This window comes from Tamlana crocina (assembly GCF_012037625.1).
Genome location: NZ_JAAVJS010000003.1, coordinates 21,817 through 45,256, shown reverse-complemented (window position 1 = coordinate 45,256; position 23,440 = coordinate 21,817). Strand labels below are relative to the sequence as shown.

Below are 23,440 nucleotides of genomic sequence, written 5' to 3'. Positions count from 1 at the left end.
CAAGCCAAAATCTACAATTGGGGTATATTTTTCTTCGTGTGCACCCTATAGTTCTAAGCAATGTTTTATTCTATAGGTTTATTATTTGCATAATTTTCTAGCATCTGTATAGCTTTGTAAAGTACACCTGCAGAACCACGGAATGTACCAGACCCTTCAGGTGTATTTTTTATAGTATACCATTCGTAAAAGCCATCATTATCTTTAACCCGTTTTACCATAGGTTGTAATTGCTGATAAGCTTCTTCTATATATCCATTTTTAATAAGTTGCTGAATCATTCGGGCACCAAACCAAGTCCAATCTCCGCCGTTTTGGTAACTGTAAGGAAACATGCCTTTATTTTCGAAAGAGCCCTCGGGATAAGCCGGGTATAATGTTAAACCTATAGAGCCTGCTCCTGATGCGTTTACATTGGAAATCATTTTATCTAAAGACACTTTTATTTGCTCTTTTGAAAGTAGTCCTGCTTCTATGGCTAGGGCTGTACCTCCGTGATAGTAAATGTTATTTTCATTAAAATCCTCTGAAAAAGGCGAACCATCTAAATATACATGCGGTATAAACTTTTGGTTTTTATCATCCCATAAATATTTCATGGTATTTTGTGCAATATCCTGCCTTATAGGTTGCCACTTTTGTTTTATATGTGGCGCCAAAGCCATCATATTATCTAGCGCAACAAGCATCATAGCGTTATCGTAAATATCTATAGCGTATTTGGTGTCTTTGGTAATGTAAACACCCCAAGGATGGCAGTGCTGCACATCTCCCCAATCTGCCGTAGTAGCACCCCAAATTAGTCCGTATTTATCACTCCAACGGTGGTTTAATAAAAACTCCATAGCCCATTCCATTCGCTGTATTATGGTTTTACCGCCTATGGTTTCATTTAAAAATGCAGTATCGCCTGTTTTCTTTACATACTTATAAACAGCTTGAACTAGAGAGGATTCATGGTCGGTTTCAACGTCATTTTTTTGACCTGCATAATTGGGTTCTAAATCTGTAAAAATATAGGTGTAACCATCTTTGGTTTGTACGGCTTTTTCTTTTGGTATAAATCCATCAACGATGTTGCCATCTTCTCTTTGAAGCCTAAAAAATACACGTAAATTTTCCTTTAGGGCTTCTTTAGGGAATACTTCGGCCGATAGTTCTATAAATGTATTATAATCGCGTATCCAAACCTCGCCATAACTATCTCCAGCATTAAATCCGGTTTTAACTACTTTAAGCGCTTTTTCTTTAGTATAGGCAAAGTATTCATTTGTTTTAATTTGTTCTTTTAGTACGGTGTTTTCTTTTTTAGTATTTGCACAATTACAAATAAGTACAGATAATACTATTAACTTTAAATATTTCATATATCATTAAATTTATTTTAGTATTGAATTTAGTAACTACATTTTTTGTAAAACAGGAAGTATAGTGTTATACAGTTGGTCATCTATTAATACGGCACTCCCCATGAATGCCGATTTTTCCTTTAAATCTGACACTACAATTTCTACACTTATACCCTCACCTTTAAAGTAAGACTGCATAGCCTCTCCAAATAAAGGGTAAGCTCTAGAAATATTACCTCCTAAAACTATTATATCAATATTTGATTTTTTTATCCATGGAGTTAGGAAAACCCCCATTTTAGTACCAAAATCAGTAAACAGTTCTTTAGCGTAAGGGTTTGTTGCGCACAACCCTACAATCTCTTTTACACCACCACATTTATGCCCTGTTTTTTGTTTAAATCTGTTAATTAAACCACGAGTAGAAAAATAATCGTCTGCCAATTCATTTTCAAATGGCACATGCCATAAGCATCCATCTTGCGGTACCTCTTCTCCTTCTGAAACAGGCACTCCGCTTTTTATAAAAGCAGAGCCAAAACCTGTGCCTAAGGTTACAGACAACATAGATTTGTAGCTTTTAGCCTTACCAAATTTAGCTTCTCCAAGAGCGAATGCTGTGGCATCATTTATAAACCTAATTTCAATTGGATGGGATAGATTCAAAAATTCCAATAGTCGTTCCCTAACATTCATACCGTAAGTATGTTCATATTTGCCATTTTGCCCCGTAAAGCAAGAAATGCCGTTTACATAATCAAAAGGCCCAGGCATTGCAAAACCTATACCTGCTACATATTTTGAACCAATTTTATCAATAGATTTTTTAATAACATTGCCCCATGATTTGATAACTTCATTTATAGAACCATGGCTATTCACATGACTTTCTGCATAACTATCTAACAGTAATTGTCTACTTTCTAAATTGAATCCCATACAACTTATATGACTTCCTCCAACGTCAACTCCTATTGCTATATTTTTCATTCTAACTTTATTATAATATCTTTAAAAAAATGTTTTAAGCGCTTATTTTTTATTTTGTCTTTAAAAGAATAAATCGTGTTTCAAAATGTTCCACTAAAAAAGGTGCGGTTAATTTCTTAATTATTTCTCCTAAACTGTTTACTAGGTAAACCTCGTTTATTCCAGAGTTTTCAAGAATTTTATTGATATCTAAAATAGCATGATCACCTTCGGTTTCGCGTAGGTGTAAAATAACACCATCGTTGTTTTCTGTTGGGCGTGCATGTACTAATAGTAAATTGTCCACCAAACCGAGGTCAATCAGTGATTCTGATATTTGATTGTTCTTCGATTTTTCTTTACCGCTATTTGCTTTGCTTACAAATGGTACGCGATTACCCCAGCCAAATTTGGTAGCAAAGGTGTTTGATTTGTTCTCTGATGAGGTTATTTGATATCTCCAGTTTAACTCTCCAAACTGGCTTGCCCTAAAGTTAGTTACCCAATAATTGTTAAGTACCCAAGAGTAAATATGGCCTTTATTTTTTACGGGGTTTTTATAGTAATATCGTCCTGTATTTATACCGCCAAACTGCACCAGTGGTGTGTCTTCGCTACAAAACAGGATTTGTGAATCGTCTGATTTTACAGAGGCATAATTTTGAATGGTATTCCAGTCTGAAGCAGAACCTGCTAATTGGTCTATGCCAGGACGAACTGGCCCTCCTTGGGCTTCAAAAACCAATTGCGCATTTTCATTCGCAAACGGAAACGCAACATATAAACCTTCTGGTTCAATGATATCAAGTTTTTTCATGTTGTATAGAAACTCAATCTCTTTTTTATGATGGTGCAGTCGAATTTCTAAAGTGATGCCAGAGGATTCTTCGGCACATTCTGGAAGTTGTGCTTTGCATATAATAGATTTCCAGATGTTACCATCTGTGATTTTTTCAATTTTGAAGCTCGAAAACTTGTAGTGTTTTTCATTTAGCGATTTAAAAACAGTGTCTCTTCTTGTGGCTGTTAATCGCTCTAGGTCTCTTCTATTTTTAATTCTTTCGTAAACCATAGAACCTAAAGTGTGTTTGCTTTGCGTATCGAGGAGTTCTTTATGTAAGGTCTTATCATAAATGCTAATAATGCCTTTTTTAACTTCGTCAATTTGAATCTTATAAAAAGAATTTTCAACGGTGGTTGTTACAGGTAATTTTAAATCTTTTGAAGTTGCTTTTTCATCAGCTACTTGAATTGTATATGTAGCATATCCCAATGGAGGCACATCTTTAACCCAAAGTGCCCAGTATGTACCCTCGGCACGTTGTCTGATAATCTGAGTTGGGATTTCATTTCCGTTACTATCAACAATGCTCGTTTTCTTATCTAGAGGTAAGATGTCGTAATCTATAAAGACTTCGGCTATACCACTTCTAGACCAATTTAAGGTATTGAAAACTGTTACTGATGGTGCTTTGGGGATTTTTACATGGGGTTGAATTAACCCAATAGCTTTTTCTCTTAATAAATTTGATTGTTGATTGGCAGACCATATATAAGAAGATTTTTGGCTCCATTGATCCATCGTGTTTTTATTATAAGGGTCTCTAATGCTCTCTGCTGCCCCGAAGGTATGCTCACTATAAAGTAATAAGTTATCATAACAGTTTCTTACCTCATCATGTATTTGTTTAGGAATATCCCCTCCTGAAGCTTGTACCATTGATAACAGTCCCATAGTTGCTAGCATTTGTGAATAGCTATTACGTAGCACTTTGGTTTCTTTCATGGCAGAACCAAAACCATCGGTCCACCAATCTGGCCATGATACCTTCTTTGTTTCTATATCATCGGGATGGTTTTTCTCGATGTGTACCATAAATTCACTAGCTAATGCAGATTTTAGCTTTGGCCATTCATAAGTGTCGTTCCACTTTTTAATGATATCGCAAGCTTTTGTTGAAGGTGGAGAATTATCTGTAGTATAACCAGAAAATTGAAAGGCTACTCTATCAAAAGGATAATTTTTTTCTTCAAGTCCATCTAAGTATTTAGAGAGGTTATTTCCAAAAACATCCATTTCTCCAGAAACAAGCGCTAGAGCATTTCCGTGCATATAATGTTCACTTCTGTAGGCTAAGAGTCTTTTTCCAGAAGGCGATTCCCACCAAAAGGATGTAGGTTTACTGAAAGGTAATCTAGCCCGATGTGCATGAACCCCCATAGTTAGGTATTTTACTCCCGTACCTTCATACATATCTGGCATACACCAACCAATACCATTTACATCATTTTGCATTGCTGTTGTTACGTCTATACCTTTAGCTTTAAATTTTTTAAGGGCTTGTAATTGAATAGCCAAAGCGGTTTCATCTATAGTTTCAGAGTAATTTAAAAACATCCCTGTAACCTCAATTCTGCCTTCCTTAACTCGTTGTATCAGTCGGTCTACTTGTTCTTTTGGCCTACTATTAATATATTCTCTCACGGTCCAAGCTACTTCACAGGTCCAACGAAATTGTGCTTCTTTTGGATAATGGTCTGTTTGGTCACAATAATCCAAGGCGTCATCAATATATCTAAGATGTTCAGCTAAAATTTCAGATTGTTGACGGGTGTAACCAATGTCGGTATGACTGTGTTGTACCAAATAAATTGTCCATTCTTTAATTGGGTTCAATGCAACAGAAATTTGTTCTTTGCTGTTTCCATATTCAATTTCTGCCTCAATCGTTTTTGGTTTTTCAACTTTTGGAATTAAAAAATCTATTTCATTTAAACCTGTGTTTAGTTTTACTTTTTTCGATTCACCTTCAACCAAAACGTTAGCATTAATAGGTTTTCCTAAATGCACCAAACTAAAGCGAATGACACTAAAAAGCTTATCAGCTTCCTTTTTTATGACCTTCAATTGATGTGCATTAAAGTTATTTTTCGGTGAAATTTTATACGTCATATACCAAGCGTTGCTATTGTTGGGTACACCTCCAATTTTCAATTTTACAGGAGCTCCTAGAGTTACTATTGATGTCGGCATTGTAAGTACGGCATAGCCCATTTCATCTCTATTTGAATCTACCATAGATTGAATGAAGTTGAGTGACACACCGTTATCACCATGAATGGTTCTGTTCTTTTCCTCTGTGGTACCAGGATTTTTAAAGGTTAATACTTTTTTATCGTTTATTGATAAATCGAAAGCTTCGGGGTTATGAGTAACATCCATGCCATAGACCCAAATGAAGGATACGGTTTTACCTGTATGATTTTTAGGAACGACAACGGTTTCCCATTCCATAGGGCCAACATCTTTGGTGGCTCTTGTTAGATAACACGGGTCGTTGTAGGAGTGTGGGGAAGGGTACGCAAAATTTACCCCAGAAACAGCTTTGCCATAACCACTTAAATATTTTGACTGTGCCGAAATATCTAAACTGATACCTGCAAATAGGATAATGGCGCATAAAAATTTTAATAGTTTCATGATGTTTTTATTTATTGTTTAGTTAACCGGTTAAGCAATTTTTTAAATAAAAAATTAAATGCTTCCACAAGATTGCTTAATATCCAGTTTGGTTTTCATTATTATATTTTTTGTTGCTACCACTTGGTTTTCAATAGCATCTAATAACAAGTCTACAGCGGTATCTCCCATTTCTATTATGGGAAAATCAACCGATGTTAGGGGTGGGTCGAACAAATCGAAACCTCTATCTTTTCCAAAACTTACTACGGCTACTTCTTTGGGAACATTTATGTTGTTTTGTTTTAATAAGCGTAAACCTTCTTCGGCCAAATAGTGTGTAGCAAATACAATACCTTCTACTTTTTCTTGATGTACCAATTCGTATATTGCCACTTTAAGGCTGGCTTCAATGTTACCGTAAGTTACATGTTTAACAAGATTCGGGTTATAGGCAACACCTTTATTTTCATGTGCTTGTTTATACCCTTTTAAGCGGTCTTTTATTGAATGGAGTTCTAAAGAAATGGATATATAACCAATACGTGTTTTACCATTATCCATGAGTAGCTCTACGGCTGAAATTACACCATCCTTATCTTCTAATGCTACAACATTGGTTTCTATATCGGTGTATTTTCTACCTACAATTACAAAGGGAAAGTTCCCTTTTTTTAATTTTAAAATATCGTCGTGGTTTTTTTCACTAGATACTATTATAAGACCATCTACCTGCCTATCTAGCATAGACTGTATGATTTTTGATTCTCTTTCTGGGGATTCGCCTGTACTACTAAACACCACATTATAACCCAGTTTTTCTGCTTTTTTTTCAATGCGTCTGGCTATTTGAGCAAAAAAGCTATCGGATATATTAGGCACAATTAAGCCTATCATGTTACTTTTCCCTAAACTTAGGCTTCTTGCTAATTGATTGGGTTTGTAGCTGTGCGCTTGGGCATACTGTTTTATTCTATCTTGTGTTTCCTTGCTAACCCTTTTTTCATCGCCTCTATCGTTCATTACATAAGACACTGTTGTCTTAGACAGATTTAATGCAATTGCGATATCTTTGAGAGAAATACTTTTCAAGTGAATATATTAGTTTAACCGGTTAAGCAAATATATATATACTTTTTTATAATAATTGAATTTTTAAGAGGATAAAACTAATTTTAAACGCATTATAACTCTAAAAACCACTACTATAATCATCATGTACCAAAATAGTTAAAACATGTAAAAGTTTAATTTTTTTCTTTATCAATTCTACCCTATTATTAATGTAGGCTACTAATAGATATTTTAAATTTTATTGAAACCAGGATGCATTAGTGTTTTTCTTTTATCATCCTAGGTTTATTCTCTATAAATTCAATACGATAATAGTTGTTCTTGTAAAATACGTGGTGCAAGGTTGCCTTACCTTTAATTGGCCAAGTATCGTAATTTTGAAGTGGCGCATTGTGTATTTCTGGATAGAAGCCAAAGAAGTTTTTAAGCATGACCTGAGATATCCCTATGCCTGATGAACTTTCTCGGTTATTCCATCCGCGGTCTGCTATACGTACTTTTGCGGTTTTATTTAATTTGTCATCCCCCCACAGTTCTCTTGCTTGTGCCCAACAGCCTTCGTGAGTAACGGGTTCTATAGCTCTGTAAAATGCTAATGCATCAGTACCGTAGTCCATATTACTCATGGCATCCATAACTTCTGGAATCCAACCATCAAAACTACCTAAAGGCCCATGGTCTGGCCTGTCTGAATCTTTGGCCGCTATATCTTTTAAAGACTGTGCTCGCATCCATGAATCTGTTCTTAATTCTGTATTAAGAAACCCCATCATTTCATTTCGAATATCCAAACTCACATCGTTAGCTAGATATTTTCCGAAGTAAATAAAATCTAGTACATGACGTACTTCTACTGTTTTATTGTTAGGATATAAGCTATTCCAAACACCTTTTCCTGCGTATAATTTAAGAATACTTTGCGTCATAGCTTTTGCCTGTTTCTCTAGTGTTTTGGCTTTAGCAACATTGTTCTTTTGATAATGTAGCTTTGCGGTTTCTCGCATCATCCATACATAGCCAATATTAAACGATGGTACGATATGTACGTAGGTTGGTACGCATTCTAACAAATTTGCTGGGTTAGCACCAAAATCGGCAAGATTGTACAATTCGCTTTCATACCCTTTTTTACCATAATTTGATAGGTTTTGCCAGTTTAGAGCATAAGATTCCAAATGCTCCATAACTGTTTTTGTTCCTATTTTTTCATCTAAAAACTTGTAATCTCCCGTGGTCACTATATACGCACGTATAATTCTGAACAAACACCAATAATTAGCAGAATAGCCATTACCTACGCCTTTGCCTCCAAAATTGTCTTTTCCATAATACAAATTAGGATTTATTTCTATCCAAGACTTAATGTGCTCTTTCATCATTTCTGGATCTACCACTGCCCAAAGTTCAGACCAAATGGCAATGTCCCAGAAGAAAGTTGTTGTCGCTCCCCATCTAGGGCCTCCTGTTAAATACACACGTTTGTGTTCTGGTAGGTTGGTGTTTAATAAATAAAGAAGCGTTATAGCTCCTGTGTAATAAACTCTTTTTACCTTTTCATCATTGGTTTCTAAAACAGGAAAGCACCCAGAGACAAGACTATTGTTTGGTTTAAATAAATTTTGCCATTTATCTTCCCATTTTGTTTTTACTGATGCAAATGCAGTATCAAAGGTGTTTTGCCAGTTTTGTGTTTGGGTTTTGAGGGTTTCTAAGTTATTATTGTAGGATAAAAAATATTTGATGGTTTTTGATTTTCCTGAGGCTAGTGTTACATTCCATTTGGCTTTCCCTCCACAATTTCTAACGGATAGACTATCGGGTTTGGTAACCAAAGAAAATGCAGAAATTGCTGGAGTGTTTTTATCTTGTATATAAATATTTTGCGCTTCTTTATGTGTACTAAAATGTGGGGAGTTAAGAATAGCGTTGTCCTTAGGCCAATTTGTTTCTTGCTCTGTGTGATTTAAAGTTATGTGCTTTCGCATATCTTCTATGGCTTGGTTACGATACTCAGACCTTTTTCCGTCCCAGTCTGGGTATGGGTACCACCAATTCCAGTTACCATCTTCATATTGGCTTATATAACCTATCATATCTAAATCTATCTGGACACTTTTCTGCTCGTTGCTTTTGTTTGTGATGTCTATCTCCCACATTATGGCATTATCTTCCACTAGCATTCGTGTGGAGCTGTGTATTTCAAGGCCATTTACAGTAGCTTTTCTTAACGCTTGATAGGGTTGCCAACGAAAGTGTGATGCTTCGGGTGTTATACCGTTAATTTTTAGCGTACCTGTGTGATGTCCGCCAGAAAATGGAGCAGACACAAACCAACTTATCGATGTTAAGTCTCGATTAAGTAGTGCTTGCCCTCTAAAATTGCGTATAGAAGGCTCTATTGCCATAGTATCTGATGCTATCCATTTCCCTGAAATCTCATCAATTGTTGGAATGTTAGTTGCAACAGATACATCGCTTCTTGCCTGTGTTTCACATGAGATTAAACTCATATTTAAACCTATTAAAATAATTAAAACTACTATAGTTTTTAGGTAGTATTTCATAATTTTCTAACTAAGTAATTTAGGGTATTTTTCAAGTAGAATTAATATCATCTCCCCAAAATACGTGTTTACCCATGAAAACCAAGGACGAGTAAAATCTTCGGGGTGGTCTGGTAAATACGATTCATGAATAAAACCTGTACCTGCGTTACTTCGCTTTATTTGTTCTACACAGAACATTATTTCTTCTTTGTCATCTGTTGTTAATGCTCTGGAAATTGTACTTAATGGCCAAATACGTTTTGGTGGTTCAAAATAATGGGTACTTCCATTACCTTCGGTAAATTTTCCTTTTACAAATTTAGGATTCCACTCACTAAGCAACCATTTTCTGGTATTTTGATATACTGGGTCGTTTATATCGCAAGCCTCTATGTAAGGTAAGGACATTAAATTTGGTATTGTGGACTCTTCCAACAGTAATTGGCTTCCAAAGCCATCTACTTCAAAAGCATACATTTTGCCAAAAACCTTGTGTTCTATTATGGCATATTCCTTAATGGCACTGTCTATTTGGTCTGCCACTTTTAAGCAACGCTCTGCATAGGTGGTATTATTTAAAATGGTCTTGAACATTTCGGCTAGGTGCTTTAATTCTACCACGGCCATTAAATTATCTGGCACATAAAATGGGAATACGCAGGCATCGTCTTGACGGTGTGTGGCATGTATCATTCCAATTTTTCTGGTAGGCCTTCCGTAACCATTATTTGCAATAACCTCATTGGCTTGTGTGGTTTCTCGCATAAAGGTGTAAGGCCCAAGATTATCAAAACGTTGTTGTTCTAATAGTGTTTGGTAGATAAGTTTCATGGCGTTTTCCCAATTGGCATCAAAAGGCGCAGTATCTCCTGTGGTTTTCCAATATTTGTAAGCCAACCTGATAACGAAAAGAAGCGAATTGATTTCCCATTTGCGTTCATGCAGTTCGTCCTTCATGTCGGTTAGGTCATCCTTCCATTGACTAACCTCACTTTTATCTTTTTTAAACGCATTGGCATAAGGGTCTACCAAAACACAGTCTGCCTGCCAGTTTATTAGCCCCACAATCATCTTACGCAATTTTTCATCTTTATTGGCAAAAGGGACGTACGGCCATACTTGGCAGGTAGAATCTCTTAACCACATGGCATTTATATCTCCTGTAATGATATGGCTTAATGACCTGCCTTTTTCTTCTTTATAAAATACAGTAGTATCTAGGGTATTTGGGAAACAATTCTCGAACAACCATGCCAACTCTGGGTCTTTAAGTTGTTTTTTTACTTTTTTTATAACCTCTTCAATAGCTTTACTGGTAAACAGTCTCTCTTTTTTTGGCGGTCTTTTCGATACAAAATCTTTAAAGGTTGTTTGCGAAAGAGTAAATTGCGGAGTTAATGCCAGCCCCATGGAGCCCAATGCAGTTTGTTTTGCAAATACCCTTCTATTCATTGTTTTTTTTAATTTTTAAAGCTTCAGCTTTCATTAAATTAATAGCCTTACCCAAAGCACCTGCAGCACCAAGAAAGGTGTTAGAGCCATGAGGCTGGTGGTCTATTACCGAATACCATTCATAGAACCCTTCGTTTTTGATGACGCGGTCTAAAAATGGATTGATTTCTTGATAGGCCAATTCTAAATGCCCTGTCTTAATCATAGTTTCAATGGTTCTTCCGCCCCACCATGTCCAGTCTGCGGCATTAACATATATATAAGGTTTTGTGTCTTTATTAGCAAAACTCTTGTAAGGGTATGGTGGATAATTAATTATAGCCACGGTCATAGCGCCAGACAAATCTTTTATGGCTAACATTTTTTTGTAGCAGCTTTCTATCTCTTCTTCAGTTAAAAAACCTGCTTGAATTCCGTAAACCGTTCCGCCTAAATAATAGATTTCATCTTCATCAAATCCCGAAAAAGGCGAGTCTTCTATATATTTATGGGGAAAGAATTTTTGACGTTTTTCATCCCACAAGTGTTTTCTAACGTTTTTTGTAATAAACTCCTTTTCATTTGTCCAAAATTTATGTTTTTCTTGGTCTTCCTTAATCCATTTTAAATATTCGTTTATGGCTAGTACATAAATGGCATTATCATAGACATCTACACACCAATGTGTATCTTCTGTTGTAAAAACACCCCAAATGGTTTCGGGTTGTACATCGGTCCAATCTATAGTAGTAGCACCTTTTATAAGTCCAAATTTTTCGGAGTACATATTTTCTTTAAGAAAGTTCAAAGCCATTTCACATCTTTCTAAAATGGTTTTCCCATTTTTGTTTAGCTGAAGAATGTCTTTATCGCCTGTAACTTTTATGTATCTTGCTAGTGCCAAAATTAACGACGCTTCTTGGTCGGTTTCTACTGTATTTTTGTGGCCTTTATAATTTGGTGCAGTCTTAGAGTATCTATACTCATAACCTCCATCGTTTTTTAATTCGGTATAACCATCAATGATATTTCCGTCTTCCCCTTGAAAATCAAAAAACAACAACAACCGCTCTTTGATAACTTCTTGAGGATTGACTTCTAAGGCAACTTCAATGAATGTAGCAAAATCTCTCACCCATGTTTCTGCATAATTGCTGCCTGCCTGAAATCGCCCGTCTTTTGGTTTTAAGGTTTTTTTTGCCTTTAACAGAACAGAATCTAAGCGTGTATCGGCTAAAATAGTTTCAGCCAGTTGTAGCTTTGGGTCTTTTTCTATTTTAGTTTCATTCTTATGTTTTGTACAAGAAGTAACAAAAAGTAAAAATGTAATTGCTATTATAAATCTATTCATGATTCAAAAGTTTAGTTCTTATCTATTTTATTCAAAATATCTTGGTAAAGTGGATAATCCACCATCTATTTTAATATCATCTCCATTGATGAAGGCCGCCTCATCAGAGGCTAGGAATACTGCCGTCATTGCTACTTCTTCGGGTTTGCCACAACGTAGCATTGAAGCTTGGTTTATGGAAGCTTTTAAAAATTCTTCGCCTTCTGTTTTAACTCTTTCTGCAAGCATAGGTGTTAAAATAGTGCCTGGGGAAATACTGTTAAACCGAATGTTTTTGTTTCCAAATTGACCTGCCAGTTGGTTCGTCATAGAGAGTAAACCTCCTTTAGCCGCGGCATAGGCCGTCCAATCATCCCAACTTCTATGGGCTTGGGTAGATGATATGTTTATAACACTACCGCATTTGGCGGAAATCATGTGAGGTAAACAGGCCCGAATACAACGAAATGCTCCCTTTAAATTGATGTTCATTAGGGTATCCCAATCGTCATCCGTCATTTTAGTAACTTTTCCTGGTATTGCTACGGCGGCATTGTTTACCAGTACGTCTATTTTACCAAAGGTATTGATGCAGGTTTCAACTAGGGTTTGTACTGCTTTGGTGTTGCCTATATCACAATGCATGTATATTACTGTATTGTTACCGTTTGCTAGCCGTTCTGCCTCTTTTTGACATTTTTCATCGTTTATATCTGCCATTAAAACACGGGCACCTTCTTGAACGAAAGCCTCACTTATAGCGAGTCCTATACCATCTGCGGCACCTGTTATAATAGCTACTTTATCTTTTAATCTAGACATTTTTATTTTTTATTAAGCCAAAATTCTTCTATTGCTTCTAGGGATTTTCCCTTGGTTTCGGGTAAAATTTTAATAACTATCCATACCGACGGGATGGTACATAGGGCGAAAAGCCAAAATGTGCCATAGGGTTTTAAATTTTCAAGCAACCACGGTACTAACTGACCTATTGCTGTTGCGCCAATCCAAAGGGCAAAGGTTGCGATAGACATGGCAAACCCCCTGATATTGGTTGGATAAATCTCTGATAATAATACCCAAACCACTGGGCCAAATGAAAACGCAAAACACGCTACAAATGCCAGTATAAAACCAATAAGTAGGTACGGACTATTTACATCTAAATAAAACAAAATACCTATAGCGATGAGTGAAATTAAAATTCCAGAAATGCCAAAGAGTAATAGTTTTTTACGCCCAAACTGATCTATTTTCCATATAGCAATTAGTGTAAAAAGTACGTTTACTATACCTATAATTACTTGTCCTCCTAATGCATCTCCCAGTTGCAATCCAGCTTCTTCTAACAGCCTAGGCCCGTAATAGATAACAGCATTTATACCGCAGAGTTGCGTGGATACCGCTAAAATCACCCCAACTATCAAAGCTGTTTTAAAACCTCCTTTAAATATTGAGCTTATTTTAACTGTGGTTTTATTGGTGTTGTTAAATAGCTCCAGTTCGTTTTTTGTTTCATTTTTGCCTACTATTTTAACTAGTATGCTTTCGGCTTTATTTACTTTACCCTTACTTAAGAACCAACGCGGACTTTTTGGTATAAAAAACAAAAGCACTAAAAATAAAAAAGCTGGAATGGTTTCGCTACCTAACATGATACGCCAGACTTCTGAAACAAACACTTTTTGTAGACCTTCAGAGGCGTCTGCAAGTCCATTGGATTCACTAATATCTAAAAACCATGCATTGGTAAAATAGGCTACCAAAATCCCCAGAGTAATGGCAAATTGGTATAAGGACACCAAACTCCCTCTGATTTTTGCTGGTGCAATCTCTGAAATGTATAATGGAGATAAGATGGATGCTAAACCAACGCCGATACCACCTATTAATCGGAAGGCGATAAGCATTTGAAAACCTTGAGATATCATACAGCCAAATGCCGATATGCCAAATAAAATTGCTGATGTTATTAGCATTTCTTTTCTACCGTATTTATCACTTGAAACACCAGCTATTAGGGTACCAGTAATGGTACCTACCAGAGCACTACTAACATACCACCCTTGTAGAACTGCATCCAATTGAAACTGCTTGGTCACTAAACTAATGGTACCAGAAATAACTGCGGTATCAAAACCAAACAGAAAGCCTCCTAAGGATGCTATAAATGCTAATTTATAAACAATGGCTTTATTCATTCAAAAAACTTCTATTTTAAACTTAATTAAACAAGAACAACTTTTTTTTCAAACATCCGTGTTTTTTTAGACGAATAACCTTTATACGTTCGCAAACAACAGTAATAAATGGCTTTTCTTTCTAAAACACTTGTTCTATTGATTTAAGGTAGCAATAATACCTTTTATGTAACCAATAGTAAAAGCTCTACCACGTTCTTCCCAAGACACATCGCCAATCATTTTTGGCACGTGCCCTGGCATAATCATTCCTTTATAGCCAACTTCTTTAAGTTTTTTTAGCATCTTAACAGGATCATAATACCCAGGCATATCCACAAACACTTCATTTAATTTGGTATCATTTACCAATGAGTTAGATACCGTTTGAAAGTGCACATAAATTAACTTATCCTGTTTAGCAAAATACTCGGTAACCTCATCTATGTTTGCTCCCATGGCAGAAAAATTACCTAGACAATATTGTAATCCGTGATTTTCACTTTCTACCATAGACATAGCTTTTTTATAGGCTTCAAAACTTCTAAAAAGTTGTGGCACGCCTGCCAAACTTGGTACGGGTGGGTCGTTGGGATGAAGTGCCAGAGTTACCCCTGCTTCTTCGGCCACTGGTAATACCCCTTCAAGAAAATACTGGTAGTAGTCCCACATTTCTTCTTCTGAAAATATGCGTCCGTGAGACAGTGGCGCTCTTTTAAAATCATCAAGGTCTATGCTCATAGATTGGGCTCCACCTCGAATTGGAAAGGTTGTTGATGAGCGCCAAACGCCTGTTGGAGTCCATCCATAACCTAGAACGGGAATGCCTGCAGCACCCATATTTGCTATGGTTTCTTGTACATGCTTTAGCTGTTCTTCCCTACCAGGTTGCCCCATCATTATTTTGTCGTAGAAGGAAAACGGCATGTTTTCCAGAGCCAAAAATCGAATACCTGCATTTTCAACGGTTTTGCGAAGCATTAAGAGGTCTTTATATTCCCATTGGTGATCTCCTGGAAGAGGCAATTTATCAAAATTGGTATCGATAAGATTGTTCCTGTACATATTCAGGATAATTTCATCTACCCCTAATTGCTTAATTAAAGTTAGTTTTTCTTCGGTTGGGTGCATAAAAGACCCGAATCCTGGGCGCATTGGCAAATCTTTCCACTGCCCCGTTTTTATAAGTCGTTCCATATTAATTTAACGCTACACGTATTATTTTTTTATTGAATAAGTTTCGCCATAAAACTTTGTAGTTTCCAGTTGACCATTTTTATAAACAGAAAATGTTTTTCGTTCTAGCTGAATGCTATAACTATTATTGTTCCATTGCACATTTTCTAGTAAAGCTTCACCAATATCCTCGTGGTTATAGGGTTTTATGGATAAACTGTTTTCCTGAATGTTTACTCCAAAAGTGCCAAAAATAATAGCCTCCATTCCAGCTCCGGCCGCAATTTGTAATGGCATTGATGAGCGGTCTGCCTCAGGAGCATCAATACGTGGGTTTTGCGGGAGGTATGGAAAATGATCTATGTACCGCATGTTGCGTTTTAAAACATCCCATCCTTTACCTGCAAATCCTTTTTGGTATAGATTTCGTGAAATACGCCCTGGCATACCTGCATATTGGCCACCGCCTCCCCAGTCTGAATCGATTAAATCCCAGTGAACACTATCACGACGAGCTATAGAATACACCCCATATTTCCCTAAAAATTCACCTTCTTGTAAATGACTAACTAATTTGTAAGCTTGATGATCTGGTAAATAATCGGTGCCTAATAAATCGAAAAGGTGGTAAGTCCAAATGGTGCCTTTGGTGCCATCGGGATAATAATTATCAAACCACCCCAATTCTTCATTCCACATATACTCATCAACCAAACCTTTCAGTTTTTCAGCGTCTTTAAAAAATCTCTTTTCTAATTTACTTTCATTTCTTTTCTTCGCCCAATCTGCCATGGTGTATAACAAATCAATAGTTAGTGTATTGGTAATAGGCACTGCATGATTATAACCATCGGTTCGTATTTCAATAATTTTTTCGGTATTATAACCAACATCAATCAATCCTAAGTCATTGGTGTAATTGGTCTGTAATTCATCAACCCAAGCTTGCATCCATTGCCAAACGGTTTTGCCAGCAGCTTTTTCATCAAAAATGCTAAAATCATTAGTATGCCTTAAATAGGCTTCAATCATAATTTGAAGTGCAAAAGGCTCCTGAATGTAGAGTATTTCCCAATGTGCTCCATTCCAACCTACATAGGTTTTTTTGAGTTGTACTTGCTCAAAATCTGTGATGATGGCGCCTTTTAAACTTTCGGGGTCTAACATGGCAAGAACATCAGAGGAATATGAATTATCCCAGCTAATGGTATATGGCCAAGTACCTACTGCCCAAAATACATCAGTTATATAATTTGGGTTTTCGTAACGACTCATCATTACAGATAGTAAACAACGGTAATAATACTCTTGTAGTTGTTTGTTAGAACTCGTTAAAACTGGCATTTGTTTGTAAGCCCAAGCTAGCATATCGCGGGTCTTTTTATCTGCCTTTTCCATACGCTCCTTAATGTCAGCTTGATACACTTTGGGAGCGCCATTTTGCGGTTCGTAAAACTTAACCGCAAAATAATAGGTGGCTGTTTCACCAGGAGCAATACTAATTTCAAACCCTTTTTCGCTTGTTTCTTTTATGGAAGAAGAAACACGGGCATGGGCCATATCACTGCCTATGGTATAGGTATCAATTTGCTTCGATTTTGTATCCCCCTGTTTAAAGTGACATACCATATGTTCTGCTACCTGATTAGGTATGATGGTCATGTTTAAATCTTTGGAATTACGATTGGTTAATTTAAGTTTAATAAAAACCTCATCGTCTTCAAAAGACACACTGGTCCAGCTTTTTGCAGAAAAACTCACCCATTTTTGGTTATACTCTTTATGAAAAGTACCTGTTCGCACATATTGGTTGGGTTGCCATTTTTCATCTTGCGTTACCATGATTGATGGCGAATTAGGACGAAAATTACACCCAAGAGGATCAGGTGCAGCCCCATCATCAATCCATGATTTCCATTGAATCGGCACATCATCATTAATTATTCTATCTGTACCTTTGTCATAGAAATTCAGATTGAAATTGTAGCGGGTAGATTCTATTGGCAAAAACCATACGTTGGTAAACTGAGTAACACTGTACTGTCGTGGTGATACAAAACCACGGTAATTGACTAGCAGCACTTGCTCATCGTCAAAAGTCATATCTTCCCTGTCCATAGCATAGTATTCAGGGTCTGCAGGGGTTAATTGTTTTTGAGCCCATGCGTTCTGGTATAAAACGCTAAGCAACACAACTATTAAAATTTTTAAGTGCTTCATATTAATTATTATTTCTTTGTTACAAATTACATTCCTAATATATCAGATCGAAGAATTGACTCTCCTTTCTGATCTAATATCAATAATTCATTTACCCTTACCAGTCCCGCCTGATCTGCTACTCCTCCTTTAACCGGTAGTTTGTCTTTATCAAAGTAAAGCATCACACCATCAGCCAATAACGGCTCATCAAATGTTACATGAAATTTATTTCGCGTTTTCTCGTCTGGTGTATTGGTAAATTTCACCTCTTTTACATTCTCACCATTACGCACAAATACACGGAATTGGTCATGAATTGGGAAAATATCGCCATTATCAGAAATAAAAGTCAATCCACTAACTGTTTTTAATTCTCCCAAGTTAACGCCCAACCAAACATCTTTTGGTTCTTCTTTGGTATTACCAAATTGTTTTGAAACCCAACCACTGTAATAACTACCATCGGTTGCTTTTAGTGAATTAAAATGACCATTATAATCGGACTGACTAATATTTTGGTTAACGTTTACGAAACGACGGTATCTATAAGCCAATTCTTTGGTGTTTGCCTTATAAACCTCTACATTAATTACACTGGCTTCTGTAATTTCGAATGGCGCAGAATACTTTTTAGCTTTGGTTGTATTTGTTCTGGTTTCAGTAGAATAATACATATCGTATCCCGGTTCACTGCATTGAATGGTCACTTTAGCTTTTGGCCTGAAAGTTTTAAATTCTTTCGTTGCAATGTATTCATGCTTAATTTCTACAGGTACTTTTTCCATATAAACATATGCCGCATCAGAATACTCTCCTACATTGCCACCATTATCAACTGCAGCCACTTTGTAGTAATAGGCTGTATTTACTTTAGCCGTTTTATCCTCGAACATCTGTCTGTTTAATTCAGAATTACTGTAGGTATAATGAAAGCTGAATGTACCTTCTGAAGGAACAAGAGTGTTAATCAAATTGCTTTTGTTGGGAACAAAATCGGCAGATTCACCTCTGTGAATAAGATATTTATCTACGTCTTTTTCAAAATTGGAATAAAACCAAAGGTTAATAAAATCTTCGGGAGCTAATGGCGAAACATGTACGGTGTAAACACCTTGTACTTTATTTGGTTTGGCATCGGCCTCCTCTGTTTTTAGTGTAGTACATTTAATTACCTGTGAAGCAACACCACGGTTATTAAATTTATCAACAGGCTCAACTTTGTAGTAATAGGTAGTATTAGGCTCTACTCTTTTATGTCTTCCTCCAGCATAGTCCAATACCGTTTTATCCAAATACGAAGTTCTTTCTGAATACCCTAAATAATTAAGCGCATTCAATTTAAAATCTGGGGTTTTGCTACGATATATATTGTAAAAACCAGAATTATCACTCTCCCAACTAAGTTTTACTTCTTCGTTTGAAACAGCCAATGCAGTTACATTACTAACAACAGGTTTTTCAGCAGGTTCGCTTAACAAGCGAATGGTTTTTATACCATGCCCGTTGATATTAAATTCTACTTCGTTATTAGAAACTGCTATTTCTTCTTCATCATTTTCCAACAAATTTAAAACAACTGCTTTACTAATGTCTTGATTTAAATTGAGTTTCATTTTAACTTTCGAATCTTTGCCCGCCAGTTCAAAAAGACGAACAACCAATCCATTGCCGTTAGCTTCTGCCTTTTTAAGGGTACTAATCACAACATTATCTTTATCGGTAGATAAGAATGATTTTTTAGACGGAAGTTTACCCTCTTTATTTTTTTCAATGTACTGCGAAATAATTGGGTTTGAAGTTTCCCAAGCAAACTGGTATGCCTTTCCTCCTTTCCAGTCTCCAGAATGACTGCGAATAGAAAAGGTATAATTTTTAATACCTGGCTGATCTACCTTTACGTTGGTTTGGAAGAAGTTGTTCATCAAGTACAAAAACATGTTGCTGTTTTTTGGTTTAACAATCTCTTCTTTAGGACGACGCCCGTCATTGTTCCAATATACTGGACGAGGATAGCCATAGTTGATACAGTTAGTTTCGATGGTAGAAAGGGTTACACCAAAGTTATCGTTAGAAGCATCTGCAAAATGTTGAATAGCATAAAAAGCAGACTCTGATGCTTCAAATTGCAAATCTTTGTTACCAGGCTGAGTAACTGCTCCAGACAATTCATGGTGGTGTTGATAGTCTGGCACCAAAACAGGTATTGCACAAAAAGCAGCCTCTTTCATGTAACGGTTCCAACCACCAGTAAGCGCTTCTCCATTCGATAATTTATCTACCTCTAGAGCAAAGTCGATTTTCTTTGTTTTATGATGAACGTAAACTACCAGTTCAACTTTACCTGTTAAATAAGCATCTTGACTAATATGAATCTCATCCAAAACGTCTCCTTTAAAGTGCTTTATGCCAGTAAATTTCGTCTTCTTCCATTCGCCACTAAAGTGGTCGTAGTGAATGTATTCTCCAAGGGCATATGGAGAGGTTTTATCAATAATGTTTTTATCTAACTGTTTATCAATTACATCAGAAATAATGTTTTTTGTTCTGTCAATCGAAATTTGATAAAAGTCATTTTCTATAGAATTTGCCTCACTAATTGATGAACTACTGTACCCTGCTTTTTTAGTTTTCTTAATAGTGTAAGACTTATACCCCATCGAAGGAATATTTTCGGCATAAAAAGCAAATCTGCCATCCATCAATTTTTGTACCTGTATTGGCTTTTTTGTATCAGCATCGATAATCTGAAATTGCTCAAACGGTACCTCACTAGCTTTAAAATAAACCAACTCATCTCGCTTCCAGTTTAGAGGATTGTAAACTACCAACGCACTTTTTTTCGATTGAATTTGCGAACCAATTTTTTGAAGAGAAACACTTAATGCCTGCTTGTTTATATCAATGGCTTCGTCTACCAATTTTTCGTGCATTACATTTTCGGTTTCGTAATATTTATGATTTCCCCCGTCAATAGCACCATTGGTATGCTCGTGATACATTATAATACGGTTATAAGCTTGAAATAATTCCTTTTCTGGATATTCACCACCCAATGTCATAGCTATACTGGCCAGTTTTTCGGTGGTAGGAATTTCAGAACTAGCTTTACGCGCTCTTGCCAACAGGTTGGCATCAATAATTTCCTGATCGTTCCAACTATCGGGTGCATCTTTAGCTGTTTCCTGAATCATGCCTGGTTTCAACTGCTGAGCAATATCATCGAAATAGGAGCTTAATACAGAACATCTAAATTTAGGATATTCGTATTTTGAATTCCACTCTTTAATGTTATTGGCATTCTGCATAGATGGGATGGCAAAGTCGTGACTATCGTAAGCCAGAATGCAATCGAACTTCCAGTCTAAATCGACATGGCGGTTAATTAAATACGAAACACCATCTAAATCCCATTTGGCAATTTTATTGGGAGAATAGTATGAATCGGCTTTACATAATGGAGCTTTCTCATTATCCCCATCGGTACTCAACCATCTAAAAACAGGTTGATCCATCATATCCTGCAAGTTGTTAGGGTGGTTACTACCATGCATAAAATAAGGAATATCCGCTTCTTTAAGATATAAAGGCCATGTACGGCTAACGCCTGTGACATCATTTATCAAAGCCACTTTAGCGGGGTCAATATCCAGCATATCTTGCACATAGCGGTTAGGAGTGTAAAAACTACGTGCCATCATTTCGTACCCCACCATTTGCGTAGAGATGGTGTTATGGTTTGCAATAATCTCAATACGCCCTTCCTGTATTCTGCGTTCAAACTCATTAATCTTTTCTGGTGTTTGCTTAGCCATCCAGCGAATGAGTGCTTCACTAGTTTCTACATTCCATCGGAATTGGCTGTTTTTATCCCAACCATCAGTATTGCGGCAATAAACAAGGGCTGTATCTATTTCGCTTTCCCGAACCGCTTTTCTTAGGTTTTGGTAGTAGGTGATGAAGCCTAAATCATGATGTGAAACAGCAGCATAATAAACCTTCCACTTTTTTTGTGGCTCCCAAGCAAGTGTTTTTTGCGCTATGATTTTACCTCTGCTATTTAACAGTTCTAAGTTAACTTTAGTTGCCTTATTTATATCAGCAATCATAATATCATGTATCGAACTGCCTTTTTCCAGAGTGCCTAAATCTTGGTAATAAGCCTCTAAGCCTTCTACCTCAATTTTTAGTTTTATTGGAGTTTTGTTTGTTTTATTGTCAATACTAAGTTTTACTAACTGTTTAAGAGCTTCTCCTTTTTCTACTTTAGGAAAGAATGGTGTTGGTTTTACATCAGTTATTTCAATTTTGGAGTTTTGAGCACTTAATGAAAAGCTTAAAACTAGAACAACTAAGATGAAAAGATTTCTCATAATTTTCATTTAAAATTTATACTTATAAAGATTAGTTTTAAAAACCAAACAAAAATATCTGAGTTTAACAATACATTTGAATTAGCTAGAGCGCCAATTCATTAGCATTATATGAAAGGAACAAATAGTTTAGTGGTTTTTAATTGGCTGAATAATAAATTTTATTCTTTGTAAAATTAAGCACAATAAGAATATAATCATGATATTAAAATCACTAATAATGAGTCAATATTAACATTGATTTTAGTCAGTTGTTGGGGATTCTATTTTAACTAAGCATTGACTTTTAAAAATTGACTTGGAGTGAGCCCATTATTTATAGCTTTAAACTTTTTGTTGAAGTGTTGAATGGTGGGAAACCCTGAGCGTAGTGCTATGGTGTTTATAGATTCTTTTTTAGACTCTAATAAAAGCCGCTTTGCATAATTAATGCGATATTCATTTAAGAAATCAAAAAATGTTTTTCCAGTTTTTTGTTTAAATAAACGACAAAAAGATGGTTTGGTTAAACATGCTAAATCTGCCATTTCCTGTAGCGTGATTTTATCTTTAAAATGTGTTTCAATGTGGTTAAACACCCTATTTACCAATCCGTGGTCTTTTCTTGTTAATTGTGGTAAATACCCTGGGCTTGCTAATAGCTTATAACCTTCGGCTTCTGTTAATTTAAATAATAAGTTAAATACAGATATCCATCTTCTAAGTCCTGTTTTGTCGTTAATTTCCAAAAACAAAGGTTTAATTTCCGCACTTGTTTTTTGGGAAAATGAGATACCTCTTTGTGCTAGTGCAAAGAGCTTAATTAACGGTTGTAATTCTTGAGCATTTTTAAACATATTGTCTATCATATCTGGAGGAAATTGGAGGGTAATGCGTATGCTTCTATTTAAATTTTTGTTTTTAGCAGCAGTCTCTATACTATTATTTACCCACATATGTGGTAAATTGGAACCTACCAAAACTAAATCGCCAGCTTTAAATCTAGATGTATTATCCCCGATATATCTTACCCCTTCACTTTCTAATATTAATGTTAATTCTAGCTCAGGGTGAAAATGCCACGGCATATCAAAATTAGGCTTATCTAAATATGTACATCTAAAAGGAGTTTCCTCATCGAAAAGAATTTTGTAAAATGATGCTTTCATTCTTTGAGTATTAACGTTTTTTAAAACATATATAAAACTAAGTATAGTTATGTTATTATTGACACAATATAAAATATTTAACGTTTTAGGCTTTAGTTAAAAAGAGTTGCCATAAAGGCTCTACACGTAATATTAAGACTAGTCTACTTAAGTGATATGTCTTTAAAAAGGATAAATTAGCATAATAGCAACGAGTTTTTCATAT

Annotated in this window: 13 protein-coding genes; all 13 read right to left on the bottom strand. The window is 35.9% G+C overall.

The genetic code is table 11. The features are described 5' to 3' along the window. Positions 1-65 precede the first annotated feature (65 nt). The 13 genes from HC176_RS02675 to HC176_RS02615 all read right to left on the bottom strand — a co-directional run bounded on the left by HC176_RS02675 (position 66) and on the right by HC176_RS02615 (position 23,235). Positions 66-1,367, bottom strand: a complete 1,302-nt coding sequence (locus tag HC176_RS02675) for an amylo-alpha-1,6-glucosidase (RefSeq protein ID WP_167916647.1) — start codon at positions 1,365-1,367, stop codon at positions 66-68. A 36-nt stretch (positions 1,368-1,403) separates the two neighbouring features. Next, on the bottom strand, positions 1,404-2,339 hold the full coding sequence (locus HC176_RS02670; RefSeq protein ID WP_167916646.1) for an ROK family protein: 936 nt from the start codon (positions 2,337-2,339) through the stop codon (positions 1,404-1,406). Positions 2,340-2,388: 49 nt separating this feature from the next. Then, positions 2,389-5,799, bottom strand: coding sequence for a glycoside hydrolase family 38 N-terminal domain-containing protein (locus HC176_RS02665; protein ID WP_167916645.1), 3,411 nt, complete (start codon positions 5,797-5,799; stop codon positions 2,389-2,391). Positions 5,800-5,853: 54 nt separating this feature from the next. Then, on the bottom strand, positions 5,854-6,870 hold the full coding sequence (locus HC176_RS02660; protein ID WP_167916644.1) for a LacI family DNA-binding transcriptional regulator: 1,017 nt from the start codon (positions 6,868-6,870) through the stop codon (positions 5,854-5,856). 239 nt (positions 6,871-7,109) lie between these two features. Then, positions 7,110-9,416, bottom strand: a complete 2,307-nt coding sequence (locus HC176_RS02655) for a hypothetical protein (RefSeq protein WP_167916643.1) — start codon at positions 9,414-9,416, stop codon at positions 7,110-7,112. Positions 9,417-9,422: 6 nt separating this feature from the next. Further along, positions 9,423-10,850, bottom strand: a complete 1,428-nt coding sequence (locus HC176_RS02650; RefSeq protein ID WP_167916642.1) for a glycoside hydrolase family 125 protein — start codon at positions 10,848-10,850, stop codon at positions 9,423-9,425. Continuing rightward, a complete protein-coding gene (locus HC176_RS02645) occupies positions 10,843-12,180 on the bottom strand; it encodes a glucosidase family protein (RefSeq protein ID WP_167916641.1) in 1,338 nt (445 codons plus the stop codon). Before HC176_RS02645 ends, HC176_RS02650 begins: the two co-directional genes overlap by 8 nt. A 27-nt stretch (positions 12,181-12,207) precedes the next feature. Then, positions 12,208-12,981, bottom strand: coding sequence for an SDR family NAD(P)-dependent oxidoreductase (locus HC176_RS02640; protein WP_167916640.1), 774 nt, complete (start codon positions 12,979-12,981; stop codon positions 12,208-12,210). A gap of 2 nt (positions 12,982-12,983) precedes the next feature. Next, positions 12,984-14,360, bottom strand: a complete 1,377-nt coding sequence (locus HC176_RS02635) for a sugar porter family MFS transporter (RefSeq protein WP_167916639.1) — start codon at positions 14,358-14,360, stop codon at positions 12,984-12,986. 135 nt (positions 14,361-14,495) lie between these two features. After that, positions 14,496-15,536: a mannonate dehydratase gene (locus HC176_RS02630; protein ID WP_167916638.1), complete on the bottom strand. Its 1,041-nt coding sequence runs from the start codon at positions 15,534-15,536 to the stop codon at positions 14,496-14,498. Positions 15,537-15,557: 21 nt separating this feature from the next. After that, positions 15,558-17,735: a glucosidase family protein gene (locus HC176_RS02625; protein ID WP_167916637.1), complete on the bottom strand. Its 2,178-nt coding sequence runs from the start codon at positions 17,733-17,735 to the stop codon at positions 15,558-15,560. Positions 17,736-17,761: 26 nt separating this feature from the next. Continuing rightward, a complete protein-coding gene (locus tag HC176_RS02620; RefSeq protein WP_167916636.1) occupies positions 17,762-22,087 on the bottom strand; it encodes a glycoside hydrolase family 38 N-terminal domain-containing protein in 4,326 nt (1,441 codons plus the stop codon). Positions 22,088-22,359: 272 nt separating this feature from the next. Further along, a complete protein-coding gene (locus tag HC176_RS02615; protein ID WP_167916635.1) occupies positions 22,360-23,235 on the bottom strand; it encodes an AraC family transcriptional regulator in 876 nt (291 codons plus the stop codon). Between the last annotated feature and the right edge of the window lie 205 nt (positions 23,236-23,440).

Bases quoted from the DNA above. Each gene is read 5' to 3' on its own strand.
- HC176_RS02675 (WP_167916647.1), bottom strand. From the start codon at position 1,367: ATGAAATATTTAAAGTTAATAGTATTATCTGTACTTATTTGTAATTGT.
- HC176_RS02670 (WP_167916646.1), bottom strand. From the start codon at position 2,339: ATGAAAAATATAGCAATAGGAGTTGACGTTGGAGGAAGTCATATAAGT.
- HC176_RS02665 (WP_167916645.1), bottom strand. From the start codon at position 5,799: ATGAAACTATTAAAATTTTTATGCGCCATTATCCTATTTGCAGGTATC.
- HC176_RS02655 (WP_167916643.1), bottom strand. From the start codon at position 9,416: ATGAAATACTACCTAAAAACTATAGTAGTTTTAATTATTTTAATAGGT.
- HC176_RS02650 (WP_167916642.1), bottom strand. From the start codon at position 10,850: ATGAATAGAAGGGTATTTGCAAAACAAACTGCATTGGGCTCCATGGGG.
- HC176_RS02645 (WP_167916641.1), bottom strand. From the start codon at position 12,180: ATGAATAGATTTATAATAGCAATTACATTTTTACTTTTTGTTACTTCT.
- HC176_RS02640 (WP_167916640.1), bottom strand. From the start codon at position 12,981: ATGTCTAGATTAAAAGATAAAGTAGCTATTATAACAGGTGCCGCAGAT.
- HC176_RS02635 (WP_167916639.1), bottom strand. From the start codon at position 14,360: ATGAATAAAGCCATTGTTTATAAATTAGCATTTATAGCATCCTTAGGA.
- HC176_RS02630 (WP_167916638.1), bottom strand. From the start codon at position 15,536: ATGGAACGACTTATAAAAACGGGGCAGTGGAAAGATTTGCCAATGCGC.
- HC176_RS02625 (WP_167916637.1), bottom strand. From the start codon at position 17,735: ATGAAGCACTTAAAAATTTTAATAGTTGTGTTGCTTAGCGTTTTATAC.
- HC176_RS02620 (WP_167916636.1), bottom strand. From the start codon at position 22,087: ATGAGAAATCTTTTCATCTTAGTTGTTCTAGTTTTAAGCTTTTCATTA.
- HC176_RS02615 (WP_167916635.1), bottom strand. From the start codon at position 23,235: ATGAAAGCATCATTTTACAAAATTCTTTTCGATGAGGAAACTCCTTTT.